17 protein-coding genes are annotated in these 14515 nt (G+C 65.9%); 16 read left to right on the top strand and 1 reads right to left on the bottom strand.

What is annotated here, in order from left to right:
• Positions 1-21 precede the first annotated feature (21 nt).
• From JMV15_RS03060 to JMV15_RS02985, 16 genes are all read left to right on the top strand, one after another.
• Positions 22-405, top strand: a complete 384-nt coding sequence (locus tag JMV15_RS03060; protein ID WP_008266900.1) for an integrative conjugative element protein, RAQPRD family — start codon at positions 22-24, stop codon at positions 403-405.
• Positions 402-635 (top strand): TIGR03758 family integrating conjugative element protein, encoded by a 234-nt coding sequence (locus JMV15_RS03055; RefSeq protein ID WP_008266807.1) that lies wholly within the window; start codon positions 402-404, stop codon positions 633-635. The genes JMV15_RS03060 and JMV15_RS03055 overlap by 4 nt, the downstream gene beginning before the upstream one ends.
• Positions 636-651: 16 nt before the next feature.
• The gene (locus tag JMV15_RS03050; RefSeq protein WP_022579862.1) at positions 652-1011 is read left to right on the top strand and encodes a TIGR03745 family integrating conjugative element membrane protein; all 360 of its coding nucleotides are present in this window, start codon (positions 652-654) and stop codon (positions 1009-1011) included.
• Between the two features lie 13 nt (positions 1012-1024).
• Positions 1025-1435, top strand: coding sequence for a TIGR03750 family conjugal transfer protein (locus tag JMV15_RS03045; RefSeq protein ID WP_033940520.1), 411 nt, complete (start codon positions 1025-1027; stop codon positions 1433-1435).
• On the top strand, positions 1432-2124 hold the full coding sequence (locus JMV15_RS03040) for a PFL_4703 family integrating conjugative element protein (protein WP_201491262.1): 693 nt from the start codon (positions 1432-1434) through the stop codon (positions 2122-2124). Before JMV15_RS03045 ends, JMV15_RS03040 begins: the two co-directional genes overlap by 4 nt.
• A gap of 14 nt (positions 2125-2138) precedes the next feature.
• The gene (locus JMV15_RS03035; RefSeq protein WP_033940524.1) at positions 2139-3056 is read left to right on the top strand and encodes a TIGR03749 family integrating conjugative element protein; all 918 of its coding nucleotides are present in this window, start codon (positions 2139-2141) and stop codon (positions 3054-3056) included.
• Entirely contained in the window at positions 3046-4455 is a 1410-nt protein-coding gene (locus tag JMV15_RS03030; RefSeq protein WP_014603598.1) for a TIGR03752 family integrating conjugative element protein, read from the top strand. The genes JMV15_RS03035 and JMV15_RS03030 overlap by 11 nt, the downstream gene beginning before the upstream one ends.
• On the top strand, positions 4436-4885 hold the full coding sequence (locus JMV15_RS03025; RefSeq protein ID WP_008265628.1) for a TIGR03751 family conjugal transfer lipoprotein: 450 nt from the start codon (positions 4436-4438) through the stop codon (positions 4883-4885). Before JMV15_RS03030 ends, JMV15_RS03025 begins: the two co-directional genes overlap by 20 nt.
• A complete protein-coding gene (locus JMV15_RS03020) occupies positions 4885-7794 on the top strand; it encodes a conjugative transfer ATPase (protein ID WP_014603597.1) in 2910 nt (969 codons plus the stop codon). The genes JMV15_RS03025 and JMV15_RS03020 overlap by 1 nt, the downstream gene beginning before the upstream one ends.
• A gap of 15 nt (positions 7795-7809) precedes the next feature.
• Positions 7810-8574: a DsbA family protein gene (locus JMV15_RS03015; RefSeq protein WP_014596091.1), complete on the top strand. Its 765-nt coding sequence runs from the start codon at positions 7810-7812 to the stop codon at positions 8572-8574.
• A 178-nt stretch (positions 8575-8752) separates the two neighbouring features.
• Positions 8753-9247 (top strand): RadC family protein, encoded by a 495-nt coding sequence (gene radC, locus JMV15_RS03010; RefSeq protein ID WP_012205990.1) that lies wholly within the window; start codon positions 8753-8755, stop codon positions 9245-9247.
• A gap of 164 nt (positions 9248-9411) precedes the next feature.
• On the top strand, positions 9412-9858 hold the full coding sequence (locus JMV15_RS03005; protein WP_008266034.1) for a TIGR03757 family integrating conjugative element protein: 447 nt from the start codon (positions 9412-9414) through the stop codon (positions 9856-9858).
• Positions 9855-10802 (top strand): TIGR03756 family integrating conjugative element protein, encoded by a 948-nt coding sequence (locus tag JMV15_RS03000; protein ID WP_012205991.1) that lies wholly within the window; start codon positions 9855-9857, stop codon positions 10800-10802. Before JMV15_RS03005 ends, JMV15_RS03000 begins: the two co-directional genes overlap by 4 nt.
• A 10-nt stretch (positions 10803-10812) precedes the next feature.
• A complete protein-coding gene (locus tag JMV15_RS02995) occupies positions 10813-12219 on the top strand; it encodes an integrating conjugative element protein (RefSeq protein ID WP_008266424.1) in 1407 nt (468 codons plus the stop codon).
• Entirely contained in the window at positions 12216-12587 is a 372-nt protein-coding gene (locus tag JMV15_RS02990; RefSeq protein ID WP_008264618.1) for a hypothetical protein, read from the top strand. Before JMV15_RS02995 ends, JMV15_RS02990 begins: the two co-directional genes overlap by 4 nt.
• A 15-nt stretch (positions 12588-12602) precedes the next feature.
• Positions 12603-14126, top strand: coding sequence for a conjugal transfer protein TraG N-terminal domain-containing protein (locus JMV15_RS02985; RefSeq protein WP_008266205.1), 1524 nt, complete (start codon positions 12603-12605; stop codon positions 14124-14126).
• Positions 14127-14132: 6 nt separating this feature from the next.
• On the opposite strand, the gene JMV15_RS02980 is transcribed toward JMV15_RS02985, so the two are convergent.
• Positions 14133-14492, bottom strand: a complete 360-nt coding sequence (locus JMV15_RS02980) for a DUF3742 family protein (RefSeq protein ID WP_008264713.1) — start codon at positions 14490-14492, stop codon at positions 14133-14135.
• Positions 14493-14515: the final 23 nt, after the last annotated feature.

Here is a 14515-nt window from a genome sequence, read left to right as displayed (position 1 = left end):
TGATCACACAGGAATGGCGCGATGTTGGCTCCGATCTGGCTGCGCGCCGCGTATCGCGGCGTGCCCACTTTTCTCGTGACTGCCCTGCTGCTGGGGCAGTCTTCGATGGCGTTGGCCGAATCCCCGGCACAGCGCCAGGAGCTGGTCGCTGCGCTGCGCCAGCTCGATGCGCTGGAGCGCACCGTCGCGGGCGGCGCTGCACAGGTTCCCATCCAGCCGGGCGAGCGCTATCACTTCGATTACCCGCAACTGCTGGCTGACCTGGCGCGCGTGCGCGCCGGCATCCAGGCCTATCTCACACCGTCGCGCGCCCAGCCGCGCGACCTTTTCGAACTGGCTGGCGAGTACCGCACCGAGCGGGCCGCCCCGCCATCGCTGCCGACGACTGCGCAGGGCAGACCATGAACGGTGCCCAAGTCTCGGCATTTCAAGCCAACAGCGGCATCGCGCCGGCCGCGATGGCGACCGTCCTGGTCGGCGTCGTGTTCGCGGTTCTGCTCGTCTGGGGCGTCTGGGCCATCCGAACGGCCTACGTGGGGTGGGCCGAGAACCGCCTCAACCAACGCCAGTTCCTCGGCGTCTGCATCCGCTTCATCGCGATGTACCTCGTGCTGACCTTCTTCCTCCTCTCCTGACCTGAAGGGTTTGACCATGCAAAACCGCATCCTCTCTACTCGTTTTGCCCAACGCGCCGCTGTGGCGCTGGGTACCGTTGCGCTGCCCGCGCTGTCGTTCGCGCAAGGTCTGCCGCAATTGGAAAACCCGACCCGCGGCGCCGGCAGCGGCATCATGGACACGATCAGGAACTACGGCTACGACATCATCATGCTCGTGGCCCTCTTGGTGGTGGCGTCGATGTTTATTGGCGTGTGCTACCACGCCTACGGCACCTACGCGGAAATCCACACCGGCCGCAAGACCTGGGGCCAGTTCGGCCTCACGGTCGCCATCGGCGCTGTCCTGCTCGTGATCGGCATCTGGCTGCTCACCGAAGCCACCGGCATCCTGTAAGCGAGGACGGGCCATGTCCGAGCAACAGCATGTCCGTGCCGATGGGACGGTCACGTTCCTTCCACACCGGCTCAACAGGCACCCGGTGGTCGTGCGCGGCCTCACCGCCGACGAGTTGTGGATTTGCTGCGGCCTGTCCGGCGCTGCCGGCCTGGTGGTCGGCGTGCCGCTGTCCTGGGTGTTCCGCACGATTGCCATCGCGCCGACCTTTGTTGTCCTGGGCGTGGCCCTGGGCGTGTTCATCGGCGGCGGCATCCTGCGCCGCCTCAAGCGTGGGCGTCCCGACACCTGGCTGTACCGGCAGTTGCAGTGGCGCATCGCCACGCGCCATCCGCTGATGGCCGGCTGGGTGGGCGGCCATGTGTTGATCTCGCGCTCTGGCTTCTGGACTACCCGCAGGGGCACGCACGGGGACGCACGATGAGCCGTTTCAAGAACGAGATCACCCACCTGCAGGCGCACATCAAGACGCTTCGCCTGGGTGCTGGCGCGCTGGTCATCGTCGCCCTGGTCATGGGCGGAGGATGGTGGAGCGCACCGCGTGATCTGACCATCCACGTTCCGCCTGACCTGCGCTCCGGCAGTACCCGCAAGTGGTGGGAAGTACCGCCTGAATCGGTCTATGCGTTCACGTTCTACGTGTTCCAGACACTCAATCGCTGGCCCACAAATGGCGAAGAGGACTACCAGCGCAACCTCCATACGCTCTCGCCGTACCTCACCCCGTCCTGCCAGGCATTCCTCAAGGCGGACTACGACTATCGCCGCAGCACGGGCGAACTGCGCCAGCGGGTGCGCGGCATCTACGAAATCCCCGGCCGCAGTTATGGCGACAACCCCACGGCGCGCGTGCGTGTGATCTCCGACCGCGACTGGGTGGTGACGCTGGACATCAGCGCCGACGAGTACTACGGCGCCGAGCAGGTCAAGCGCGCCCTGGTGCGCTACCCCGTGAAGGTCGCACGGGTGGACGTCGATCCAGCACGCAACCCGTTCGGCCTGGTGCTCGACTGCTACGAGGGCACGCCCCAGCGCATCAGCGCACCGGAGCCGACGCGCCCGGTGCCTGGTGGCCTGACGCCGCAAGCGCCTCAAGGAGGTAATTCCTCATGAAGCCCATGAAGCCCATGAAGCATCCTGTGTTCGCGCTGCTGGGGCTGCTGGCCGTGGTCGCAGCACCTGTAGCCCATGCTGTGGAGATCCTGCGTTGGGAGCGCATGCCGCTGGCGGTGCCGTTGAAGGTCGGCCAGGAGCGCATCGTGTTCATCGACCGAAACGTCCGCGTGGGCGTGCCTGCGGGCGTCGGTGAGCGACTGCGCGTGCAGAGCGCAGGTGGCGCGATATACCTGCGTGCCAACGAGCCGATCGAGCCCACACGGCTGCAATTGCAGGACGCCGACACGGGCGCGTTGATCCTGCTCGACATTGCGGCGGAGCCGCCCAAGGACGGCGAGGCCGAGCTGGAACCGGTGCGCATCGTCGAGGGCAACAGCACACCAGCGCGCTATGGCGATCAGCCTGACGGTGTCGATGCGCCCCAGGCGCGCGCCCAGAATCAATCTGACACCCGTATGGCGCGACGCGAAACGCCAATTCCCGTCGTGCTGACACGCTTTGCCGCACAGAACCTCTACGCGCCGCTGCGCACCGTGGAAGCCTTGCCAGGCGTCATGCGGGTCAACCTGCGCCGCGACCTCGACCTCGGCACGCTGATGCCGACCTTGCCGGTGCGCGCTGTGGCGCTCGCGTCGTGGCGTCTGGAAGACCAGTGGGTCACTGCCGTGCGCCTGACCAACAACAGCAGCGACTGGATCAGCCTCGACCCGCGCGTGCTGCAAGGTGACTTTCTCACCGCCACCTTCCAGCACGAGGCGCTTGGCCCGCGCGGAACCCCCGAGGACACCACCGTCCTGTACCTGGTGACGCGCGGGCACGGCCTCGCGCAATCGCTGCTGCCGGCGATCCATCGCTTCGACCCCGCTGTGCATCTCCCGCAGCCCAAAGCAGCAGCCAGCGACGACAGGGAGGCCCGCCATGCGCAGTAACGGTCTCCTGAAGTGGCTGCTGATCCCCGTGGCCCTGCTGGTGCTGTTCGTCGCCATCCGGCTGTTCTCCGGTGGCGGTGCGTCGGCGCCGCCCACCGCAGATGGCAGCAGCAGGCTCACGCCGGAGGAAATGAAGGCGCTGGGCATCGAGGGCGATACCCCGCGCGACACCGTGGCGACGCTGGTTGCCCAGGTGAAGCAGTTGCGCACCGAGCTTCAGACCGCGCTGTCCGACAACAGGTCGCAGCGCGAGGAGAATCAGCGACTGCGCCAGCGCGAGGGCGCCATCGACCAGCGCATCAGTTCGGCCCTCGAATCCGAACGCTCCGACCTGCGCCGTGACCAGCAGCAGGCGGCCAGCACGCGCCAGCAGACCGAGGGGCTGCTCGCCGACCTGCAGCAGCGCCTGGACAGCATCGGCGGACGTGGCGGTGGCCATGCCGATTTGCCGGTGGGGCTGGGCCTACGTGACGGCGACGAGGCCGGCATGGAAGGCGGTATGCGCTGGGTGGAGCCCGACGACGCGAAACAAAGCGACGGGCGCGGCAGGTCGAATGGCGGCATAAGCTTCCCCACCAGCTTCGGTTCCGCACAGAGCACGCTGGAAACCACAGCGCAAACCGTGGCGAACGCGGGCGCACGCGCCGCTGGCGTCAAGAGCGCGACGCCCGTCTATACCGTGCCGACCAACTCGACGCTGATGGGGTCGGTGGCAATGACGGCGCTGATTGGCCGCGTGCCGATCGACGGCACGGTGAACGATCCATACCCCTTCAAGGTCTTGGTCGGGCCTGACAATTTGACCGCGAACGGTATCGACATTCCCGATGTGGCCGGAGCCGTGTTCTCCGGCACCGCATCGGGCGACTGGACGCTCTCGTGCGTGCGCGGCCAGGTGCGCAGCATCACCTTCGTGTTCCATGACGGGACCATCCGCACCATTCCCGAGGATCGCGAGGGCAACCAGCAGAACAACCAACAACGTGACGGCCTGGGCTGGATCAGCGACCCGCACGGCATTCCCTGTGTCAGCGGCGAGCGGCGCAGCAATGCGCAGCAGTACCTTGGCACCCAGGCGCTGATCACGGCGGCTGGCGCTGGCGTGGCCTCACTCATCGAATCCGACAACGGCAGGGCGTCCTATGTCGGCGCCGACGGCTCCATCGGCAGCGTGGGCATCAGCGGCCAGGAGGCCGTGGGGCGGATTCTCGCCAGTGGCGTCCAGGACATGTCGAGCTGGGTCAACAAGCTCTACGGCCAGGCCTTCGCTGCCGTTTATGTGCAGCCCGGTGCCAAGGTCGCCGTCCACCTCGAAAAGCCGCTCGCCATCGACTTCGACCCAGAAGGCCGCAAGGTCGATCACCGCGCAGGAGACAGCCATGCTCTCGAACTTGAATAGCTGGGCTCAAGGCCTGGCGCTGGCCTTGGCCGTCGCGCTGCTCGGCGGCTGCGCCACCAGCAAGGAAAAGTTGCTGACCCACGGCGACAGCACGATGATGGACATCTGGCAACAGAACGCCGGTGACGGCGGCGGTGGCGCCGGCCAGGTGGCGCGCAGGCAGTTGCTCGATGTACGCCAGAGCCTGCGCAGGCCGCTGACCGAGATGGATGTGCAGGCCGCACCTGCCGAGCAGATGCGCTACACGCGCACGGCGCGCAACGAGGTCTATCGCCAGTTCCAGCGCCTGCCCAACCCCGACCTCGTGATGTACGTGTATCCCCATTTGGCGGGCACCGACCCGGTGCCGATTCCGGGCTATACGACCGTGTTCCCGCTGTACCAGCGCGTGCAGTACGCCATGCCAGGCGAGCGCGTGGAGGACTACTGATGCGCTGGAGACTCCCCTGGCCGAAGCTGGCCGCACCGAAGCTGGACGCGTCCGGCGCTGGCGCTGACGAGCAGCCGGACGGCTGGCAGCGCCACGTCGAGGCACTGCGCCAGGCCGGCATCCCCGAACCCGGCGCGACGGTGCAAGGCCGCAGGCCGGCGACCCTGGCAGACGAGCAGACGCTGTACGAGGTCGCGCCGTCGTTCGTGGAACTGTTGCCCTGGGTGGAGTTCCTGCCGCAGTCGAAAGCCATGTTGCTGGAAGACGGGCAATCAGTGGCGGCGTTCTACGAGCTGGTGCCGCTGGGCACCGAGGGCCGGGAACCCGGCTGGCTCGCGCAGGCCCGCGATGCCTTGGAAAACGCGCTGCAGGACAGTTTCGATGAACTGGACGAGAACCCCTGGGTGCTGCAGCTCTACGCTCAGGACGAGCCCAGTTTCGACCAGTACATGCAGACCCTGCGCGACTATGTGCAGCCGCGCGCCCGTGATACGGCGTTCACCGAGTTCTACCTGCGCTTTTTCGGTCACCACCTGCGCGCGGTAGCCAAGCCGGGCGGCCTGTTCGAGGACACGGTGGTCACGCGGCTGCGCTGGCGCGGCCAGACCCGACGCGTGCGCATGGTGGTCTATCGCCGCGTGACCGGCCAAGGGCAAAACAGCCGCCGCGGGCAGACGCCCGAGCAGATGCTCAATATCGTCTGCGACCGCCTGTGCGGCGGACTGGCGAACGCCGGCATTCAGGCCAGGCGCATGGTGGCTGCGGATGTTCACGACTGGCTGCTGCGCTGGTTCAACCCGCGTCCCACGTTGCTCGGGCCTGGGGCCGAAGACCGGGAGCGCTTCTATGCGCTGGCGCGCTACCCCGAAAGTACGGAGGCCGGCGAGGACGGCGAGATCGAACTGGCGAGCGGGCGGGATTTCAGCCAGCGGCTGTTCTTCGGCCAGCCGCGTTCCGACGTGGCGCACGGCACCTGGCATTTCGACGGCATGCCGCACCGCGTGCTGATCACCGACCGCCTGCGCATGCCGCCGGGCACGGGGCACCTGACCGGCGAAACCCGCAAAGGCGACGCCATCAACACGCTGTTCGACCAGATGCCCGAGGACACCACCCTTTGCCTGACGATGGTCGCCACGCCGCAGGATGTCCTTGAAGCGGACTTGAACCACCTGGCCAAGAAAGCGGTCGGCGAAACCCTGGCGTCGGAGCAGACGCTCAAGGACGTGCATGAAGCCCGCTCCCTGATCGGCAGCGCGCACAAGCTCTATCGCGGCACGCTGGCGTTCTACCTGCGCGGGCGCGATGAGACGGAACTGGATCGACGCGGCCTGGACCTGGCGAACGTCATGCTCAACGCTGGCTTGCAGCCGGTGCGCGAGGATGACGAGGTGGCCCCGCTGAACAGCTACCTGCGCTGGCTGCCGTGCTGCTACAACCCCGGTCAGGATCGGCGCAAGTGGTACACCCAACTGATGTTCGCCCAGCACGCGGCGAACCTCTCCCCCGTGTGGGGCCGCGCCCAGGGTACGGGGCACCCCGGCATCACGATGTTCAACCGCGGCGGCGGGCCGATCACCTTTGATCCGCTCAACCGCCTGGATCGGCAGATGAATGCCCACCTGTTTCTGTTCGGCCCGACGGGTTCGGGCAAGTCGGCGACCCTCAACAACCTCTTGAATCAGGTCACGGCGATCTACCGGCCACGGCTGTTCATTGTCGAGGCCGGCAACAGCTTCGGCTTGTTCAGCGATTTTGCCCGGCGCCTGGGCCTGACCGTGAACCGGGTCAAGCTCGCGCCGGGCTCGGGCGTTACCCTGGCGCCATTCGCGGATGCGCGGCGGCTGATCGAGACGCCCAGCGACGTGCAGACGCTCGATGCCGATGCGCTGGATGAAGACCTGCCACCCGATGCTGTGGCCATGGAGGCGGATGAGCAGCGCGACGTGCTGGGCGAATTGGAGATCACCGCGAGGCTGATGATCACCGGCGGCGAAGACAAGGAAGAAGCCCGGATGACGCGGGCCGACCGCTCACTGATCCGCCAGTGCATCCTCGATGCCGCAGAGCACTGCCACAGCAAGGATGACGAGAAGCGCACCGTGCTCACGCGCGATGTGCGCAACGCGCTGCGCACGCGCAGCCAGGACTCGACGCTGCCGGAAATGCGGCGTGTGCGACTGCTGGAGATGGCCGACGCCATGGACATGTTCTGCCAAGGCACGGACGGTGAAATGTTCGACCGTGACGGTTCGCCGTGGCCCGAAGCCGACATCACCCTGGTCGATCTGGCGACCTATGCCCGCGAGGGCTACAACGCTCAGCTCTCCATTGCCTACATCAGCCTGATCAGCACGGTGAACAACATCGCCGAGCGCGATCAGTACCTGGGCCGCCCGATCATCAACGTCACCGACGAAGGGCACATCATCACCAAGAACCAGCTGCTCGCCCCCTACGTGGTGAAGATCACCAAGATGTGGCGCAAGTTGGGGGCCTGGTTCTGGCTCGCCACACAAAACATCGACGACTTGCCGCGCGCCGCAGAGCCCATGCTCAACATGATCGAGTGGTGGATCTGTCTGTCGATGCCGCCCGATGAGGTGGAGAAGATCGCCCGGTTCCGCGAACTCTCGCCTGCGCAGAAGGCGCTGATGCTTTCGGCGCGCAAGGAAGCCGGGAAGTTCACCGAGGGCGTCATCCTCTCCAAGAGCCTGGAAGTGCTGTTTCGGGCCGTGCCACCGAGCCTCTATCTCGCGCTTGCGCAGACCGAACCCGAGGAGAAAGCCGAGCGTTACCAACTCATGCAACAGCACGGCATCAGTGAACTCGACGCGGCCTTCAAGGTGGCCGAGAAGATCGACCAGGCGCGCGGCATCGAGTCGCCGGCCTTGGGCCTGCCGCAATAGCCGCCGGAGACTGCCGTGAAACCGAAACATCCTTCCATTCCGATGCCAGTCCAGGCGCTCCGCCATCGGCGCTCGCGCAAGCGCTGGCCCTGGTTCTTGGCCGCTGGATTGATCGCGCTGCTGCTGATCTGGCTCGTGTCCCGCGCACCCAGCGAACCCGCGTCGTTGGCTCCCGCGCCGGTCAGTACCGCGCAGGTGGCCGGGCCGCCCTGGCAAATGGGCAACGCGCAGGGCCGGTTCACGCTGACGCTCTATGCCGACCTCGAATGTCCGTTCTGCCGGGAGTACTTTCCGCAACTCAAACGCTGGGTGGGCGCCAACGCGGACGTAGCCCTGCAATGGCAGCACCAGCCGCTGGCCGCGCACGAACCGGCCGCCTCTGCCGAGGCACGCCTGGCCGAGTGCGCCGCCGAAAGTGGCGGGCATGTGGCCTTTTGGCAGGCCATTGAATGGGTCTATGCGCACACGCGCAGTGACGGCCTGGGCTTGCCCGAGGGCCTGCGCTATCCCGGCCTAAACCCAGCCGTCGAGCAGTGTTTGGCCAGCGAGCGGCCCGAAACGTTGATTCGCGCTCAGGCCGAGGAAGCCACCAAGGGCGGCGTGACCGCGACGCCATCCCTGCGACTACACGATCGCCAGACCAGCCAGGCGATCCTGCTGCAGGGGCCTATCGAAGGCGATGCACTGCTGTCGGCCATGGACATGCTGGCAGCTGAGGATTCGGTCGTTTCACCCACTACGGAAATGCCTGCCGACGTCGTCGGCGACATGCCCAGGTAGCCCGCGGTCATTGAGGCTACGGCGCAGCACGCTGCGCTGACCGCTACCCGTTCGCCCCGCATCCTGGCCGCGAACGATCACCGCTGCTGCGGTGATGGATGCACCTTGTTCCATTCCCTGGAGGGCCTGCCCTCCAGGGGCATGTGCGCCCTCCGATTTCCCTGCCTGGAGGTTCGCCATGTCTGTCGTCATCAATGACTCCTGCCTGGAGTCGCTTTCCGATATTTCTGTTCAGAACGAGGACTGGATCGTCCAGCAAGCCATCGTGTTGCTGGAGCGACGGGTTTTCAAAGCAGGGCCACGTCTTGAACGGCCCGCTGCGGTCAGGGACTACCTTCGCTTGAAGCTGGTCGCCGAGCCCAATGAGATATTCGTCGTCGTGTTCATGAACAGCATGCACGACGTGCTGGCCGTGGAGCCGATGTTCCATGGAACGATCAATGCGACCTCGGTTTATCCGCGTGTCGTGCTGCAACGCGCTTTGCAACTGAACGCCGCTGCGGTCATCTTCGCCCATCAGCACCCCTCGGGCACCACCGAGCCATCCAATGCGGATCGCTTGCTGACCGAGCAGTTGAAGACGGCCTTGGCGCTTATCGACGTGCGGGTACTTGACCATTTCGTGATTGGTCAGGGCACACCGTACTCGTTCGCCGAGTCTGGTCTTTTGTAGGAAGGCCCGTGGTTCACTGATCACAGCGGGGGCTTCGGCCTCCGCTTTTTTCCATGCGGCAGCACCGAACAGGTATGCGGGGTGCCCGCGATGCGCATTGTTTGTTGGGGCGGCAGCGGGTTCGCGTTCGACTATGGCTCTGATCAACTTCCAGGGCACGCGACATGCCAGCATCTTTATTCCGCTTCGCATCCGGCTGGCGAACCCTTGGCCTGGCCGTTGCACTGCCGGCATCCTTGGCCGTTTTCAGCCCAGCCACCTTCGCCGCCGATGTGGTGGTCGTCACCGACAGCCGCCACCCGGTCAAGACCATGGGTGGCGAGCGGTTGATCGAGTTGGATGAAGGCCCGCGCATCGAAGCCGAGCTTTCCGCACAGCTGCCCGCCGATCCTGAGCAGGCCACGGCCATCGTCAAGCGCCGTCTGAACAACGGCGGTGCCGACCTCCAGCGCCGCATTGCTTCCGCATACCAGGGCGTCGCCGACGCATGGAGCCTGGGCGTCACCAGCATCCCGGCGGTCGTGGTGGATCAGCGTTACGTGGTCTATGGCGAGCCGGACGTGGCCCGTGCCGTCGCGCGCATCGAGCAACACCGGAGGCCGCAGCCATGACCCGACCCTTCGAGCGGATGCGCCGCCTGCGTGCTGGCGTGGTCTCAGTGCTGCTGCTCAGCGCCACGGGCAGCTACGCCCTCAACACCGCAACCATCGTTGGCTCAGTGGCATCGCCGGACTGCCTCGAATACCGCGTCGTCGGCATCTGCTACTGGCTCTACTGCACCTGGACGGGCTGCACGGTGCGCACATCCATCAAGGTCCGCCACTACATCCCCGATGCGGTCGTCTCCAGCTACAGCAACACCGGCGAGAACCCTTGGGTCGAAGTCCGGGCGATGAGCGCGCCCAACCCATCCGCGCAGGCCGGCGGGGACGGCACCACCAACGAAGACCACGAAAACAATCTCGCCAAGTTCAAGAACGCGGACGTCATCGGCCATCCCGGCGTCGAGGTGTTCAACCAGTTCGTCTCATCGTCGGGCTACTTCTGCGAGGGCGCGGGCACGGCGTTCATGCCGTATCTGCTCAGCACCCTGGACACACTGGCCTGGCGCTACAACGTGCCGGAGATGGCCTACCCGGAGGCACTAATTCCGGGCAGGCGCGAGGTCGGCGCGCGCACCACGATGAACCTGTGGGGCAACGTCTATCCGCGCGGCGGCTTCCTGCACCAGGCCGACGACCACAAGGCCGGCGCCGTGGTGGCCCAGCGCGCCGGCGATGTCGTCACGCGCCGTGGGCAGATTCACGTCTATCAGCCGCTGCTCGCCAACTCGCGGCCCGGTTACTGGCCTGCCGGCGCGCTGATGGAAGGCGATGCCTCGACGGGCAAGTGGCAGGAACTCACGCCCGTCCTGTCCTCGTCCTGCACGGTGTTCCCGCGCAGCGGCTTCCTGACCCAGGCGCAGCAGGGCGATTACGCCTGGGCGCTGTGGCGGCCCTATGCGTGCTGCGAACGTCGCGGCCAGGTATTCCTCGGCAGCGTCGATTTCCAATGAGGGTACGGCGATGAAGCGTCCTGAACTGACAAACCTCTCCACCAAGGCGTGCCGCCTGCTGCGTCCCACGGTATTGGCTGGGCTGCTGGCTGGCGCACTCGTTCTTGGCGGCGGCCTGGCGTGGGCGCAGGCCGGATTTCAGACCGGCGGCTCCGTGATCGGCGACGAAGTGATGTATTCGATTGGCGGCGGCAGCGCGGTGTCCATGGGCCGCGCGGCCGGCATGCGCTCGATCGGCGTTGGCGTGGGCTGGAACAGCAACCTGATCTGCGGCGACATGAGCATCCAGACCACGCTGCGCAACCAGCTCAACGGCGTCACCAACGGCTTTCAGCAGATCATGAGCAACGTGATCCAGAGCGCCACCAGCGCGGTGGCATCGCTGCCTGCGCTGATCATCCAGCGCGCCGATCCCGGCCTGTACAACCTGCTGACCAACGGCGTGCTGCAGGCGCGCCTGGATTTCGACCGCTCCAAGCTGACCTGCCGTGCCATGGCCGAGAAGATGGCTGACACGGCGGGCGGACAACTCGGCTGGAGCCAGATGGCCGAAGGCATGGCACTGCGCGATGCGGTGTCGAGCACGGATGCCGTGTCGGCAATTGAACAGGCGGAGACGCGCCGCGGCAACGACGGCGTGCCTTGGGTGGGTGGTAGCAATGCGGGCGGCGCAGGCCAGTCGGCCATCCGCGTGGTCGGCGACGTCACCCGCGCAGGCTACAACCTGGTCAACGGCCGCAGCGTGACCGACACATCGTCCATCGCTGCCGCCAGTTGCGCGAGTCTGTCTTGCCAGACCTGGACCTCGCCACAGCAGGCGACCGAATGGGCCACACGGGTTCTCGGCGAACAGGTGCAGCGCACTTGCGATGCCTGCACCAAGACCGAAACGGTGCCCGGCGTCGGGCTGACGCCGCTGATCCAGGAGGAGTACGAGGCAAAGCTGGAAGCCTTGCAGGAACTGGTCTCGGGAACGCGCAACACCACCTTCGAGAACCTGCGTGCGGCTGGCAGCACCTCGCTGCCCATCACACGCGGCGTCATCGAGGCGCTGCGCGACGAGCCGGATCAAGACCTGCTGGCGCGGCGCCTGGCCTCGGAGGTCGCGCTGGCGTCGGTGCTGGAGAAGGCATTGCTGCTCCAGCGCACCCTGCTGACCGGCAAGAAGGAGCCCAACGTCGCGGCGAACCAGTTGGCGGTCGAGGCCGTGAACCACGAGAGCGACACGCTCGACCAGGAAATCCGCAACCTCAAGACCGAGCTGGAGCTGCGCCGCGAGCTGGCGAACAACTCCCCCATGGCCATCATCCAGCGCCACGGCACGCGCGCGGCTGGCTCGCGTGGCATCTACGAAGGCGATCCCATTCCCGACCGCCTTGACCGGCTCCAGAAGGGCAATCCGGGAGGCAACCCATGAACCCGACGCGCGCCAGTTGGCTGCGCCCGCGCTGGCTGCTGAATCGGCGCGCGGCGAAGGCATTGCTGTGGACGGTGGTGCTCGTCGCCGCTGCCGTGGGCGCCAACATCGTCGGCATTTTTCTCGTCGGCAGCATTGACAACTGGGAGCGCTGGCTGACGGCCACGGCGGGCTACTTCCTGGTGTGGCGGCTGTGCCTGTATGGCGCAACCGCCTACGGCTGGGTCTGGATGCGTCGCCGGCTGCTGGCGCGTGAGGCCCAACGCGGGGCGGATAGGCAGGCGCGGCGGCGACTGCTGCGCAGCGAGATCGCTGGCGTCGCCGCCATTGTGGCGCTGGAAGCCAGCCTGTTGCTGCAGGCCGCTTGAGGGGAGATCGGGGTCATGACGCTTTTCACCACCGACTACTTGGAGTACTACCTGACGCTGGTGTCGTGGATCGTCCATAACGGCATCTGGGCCGTGCTGGTGGCGAGCGGTGTATTCGCGTTGCCTTTCATTGCCATCATCGTGCAGGAGTGGCTGAAGGCCCGCGCGGAAGGCGCCGACGAAGGCAACAAGGGCGTGCTCTCGGCTGCGCGCATCGAGAACCGGGTCTTCGTCGCCATCGTGGTGGTGATGTTCGCCGGCATCCCATTCATCGACGTGGATCTCAACACCATCCGCTACGACAGCTCGCGCTCGGCCCAATGCCAGGTCAGCGTGCCGCAGCCCACCGATACCGGCTGGTCGCAGTCCTTCAGCACTATCAACAACCAGTCGGCGAAGGTGCCCGTCTGGTGGGCCTTTATGCACACACTCTCGCGAGCAGTGACCGGTGCCTCTGTGGCGGCGATTCCCTGCGGCACCGACTTGCGGCAGATGCGCATGGAGATCGACGCGACCCGCATCGACAACCCGGTGCTGGCTCAGGAAGTGGCGGATTTCTCGCGCGACTGCTACGGACCGGCGCGCGCCAAACTCTTCATGCAGCGCCCGAACCTCGATGAGGCGCAGATGCACGACGTGACCTGGATCGGCTCGCGCTTCTTCACTGACACGGGCGGCTACTACGACACCTACCGCTCCAGCACACCACGCGATGACTGGCCTTACGACAGCAACCGTGATGCTGGGCTTGCGCAGGTGGCCAGCGGTGGCGGCTATCCGTCCTGCAGGCAGTGGTGGGCCGATGGCAGCAATGGCCTGCGTGCACGCCTGCTGGGGCAGGTAAACCCAAGCCTGCTGAATCGCCTGGCGGGCTGGGCCGGATTCCTGACCCGTGCCGATGTGGACGACTCGGTGATCCGCACCATCGCCTCGCCGAGGCAGCAGAAACTGAACCAGGGCAGCGTCTATACGGACTACGGCGGTCAGATCGACAAGACCCTGCCGAACATCGTAACGCGGGCCACGGGCGACGTCGGCATGGCTTTCGGCGCGATTGCCGCGTTTCCCGCCATGGACGTGGTGCGCCAGGCGCTGCCTATGGTGCTCGCCTTGCTCAAGATGGCGCTGGTCATCTGCATCCCGCTGGTGCTGGTCGTGGGCACCTACGACCTGAAGACCGTCGTTACCGTGAGCGTCGTGCAGTTCGCGCTATTCTTCGTCGATTTCTGGTTCCAGCTCGCGCGCTGGATCGACAGCACCATCCTCGATGCGCTCTACGGCTGGGGCTTCGGCTGGAACCGGCCACACAGCAACTTCGACCCGCTGGTGGGGCTGAACAACGCCTTTGGCGACATGCTCCTGATGTTCGTCACGGGAACGATGTTTATTGTGCTGCCTACGTTCTGGATCATGGCCCTGGCTTGGGCGGGCGTTCGCGCCGGTAACGTCTTACAAGGCCTGGCTGGAGCTACCGGAGATGCCAAGGCCGCTGGCGGAAAGGGAGGAAGTACCGCAATCAGCGCGGTGCCGAAGAAGTGAGCACAGCTAATCGTCCTGGACATGAGGGTCAATGCGAAAACCATCGTAGGTGTACAGGCCGAATCCGGCAGGCCCGTTTCGCCATTCTGGTTCGGGCAGTTCATCGTTCAAGTCGGCATTGCGCGCCATCCAGGCAACCACCATGACGAACACCAGTAGCAGCGCCATCCAGAAGACTGCATAGAACAGCAATCCCAGCACAACCAGCTTGACCGTCCACAGCAGCACGGTGGCACCTGCCATCGGCACGCCCTTGGATACCAACCAGTTCGACGCCCGCCGTTCGCCACGCGCATAGGCGCGCCACCCACGGCCAAAGCTGCGGCCGAGGCGTTCTGCGGTGCTGATGCGGGTCGTCGTGCTCATGGTCGTCACCTGCTACATGTGAA

The organism is Pseudomonas paracarnis (genome assembly GCF_904063055.1).
GTDB classification, from domain to species: domain Bacteria; phylum Pseudomonadota; class Gammaproteobacteria; order Pseudomonadales; family Pseudomonadaceae; genus Aquipseudomonas; species Aquipseudomonas paracarnis.
The sequence above is the reverse complement of the archived record's forward strand: the minus strand, read 5'-3'. Positions and strand labels throughout refer to the sequence as shown.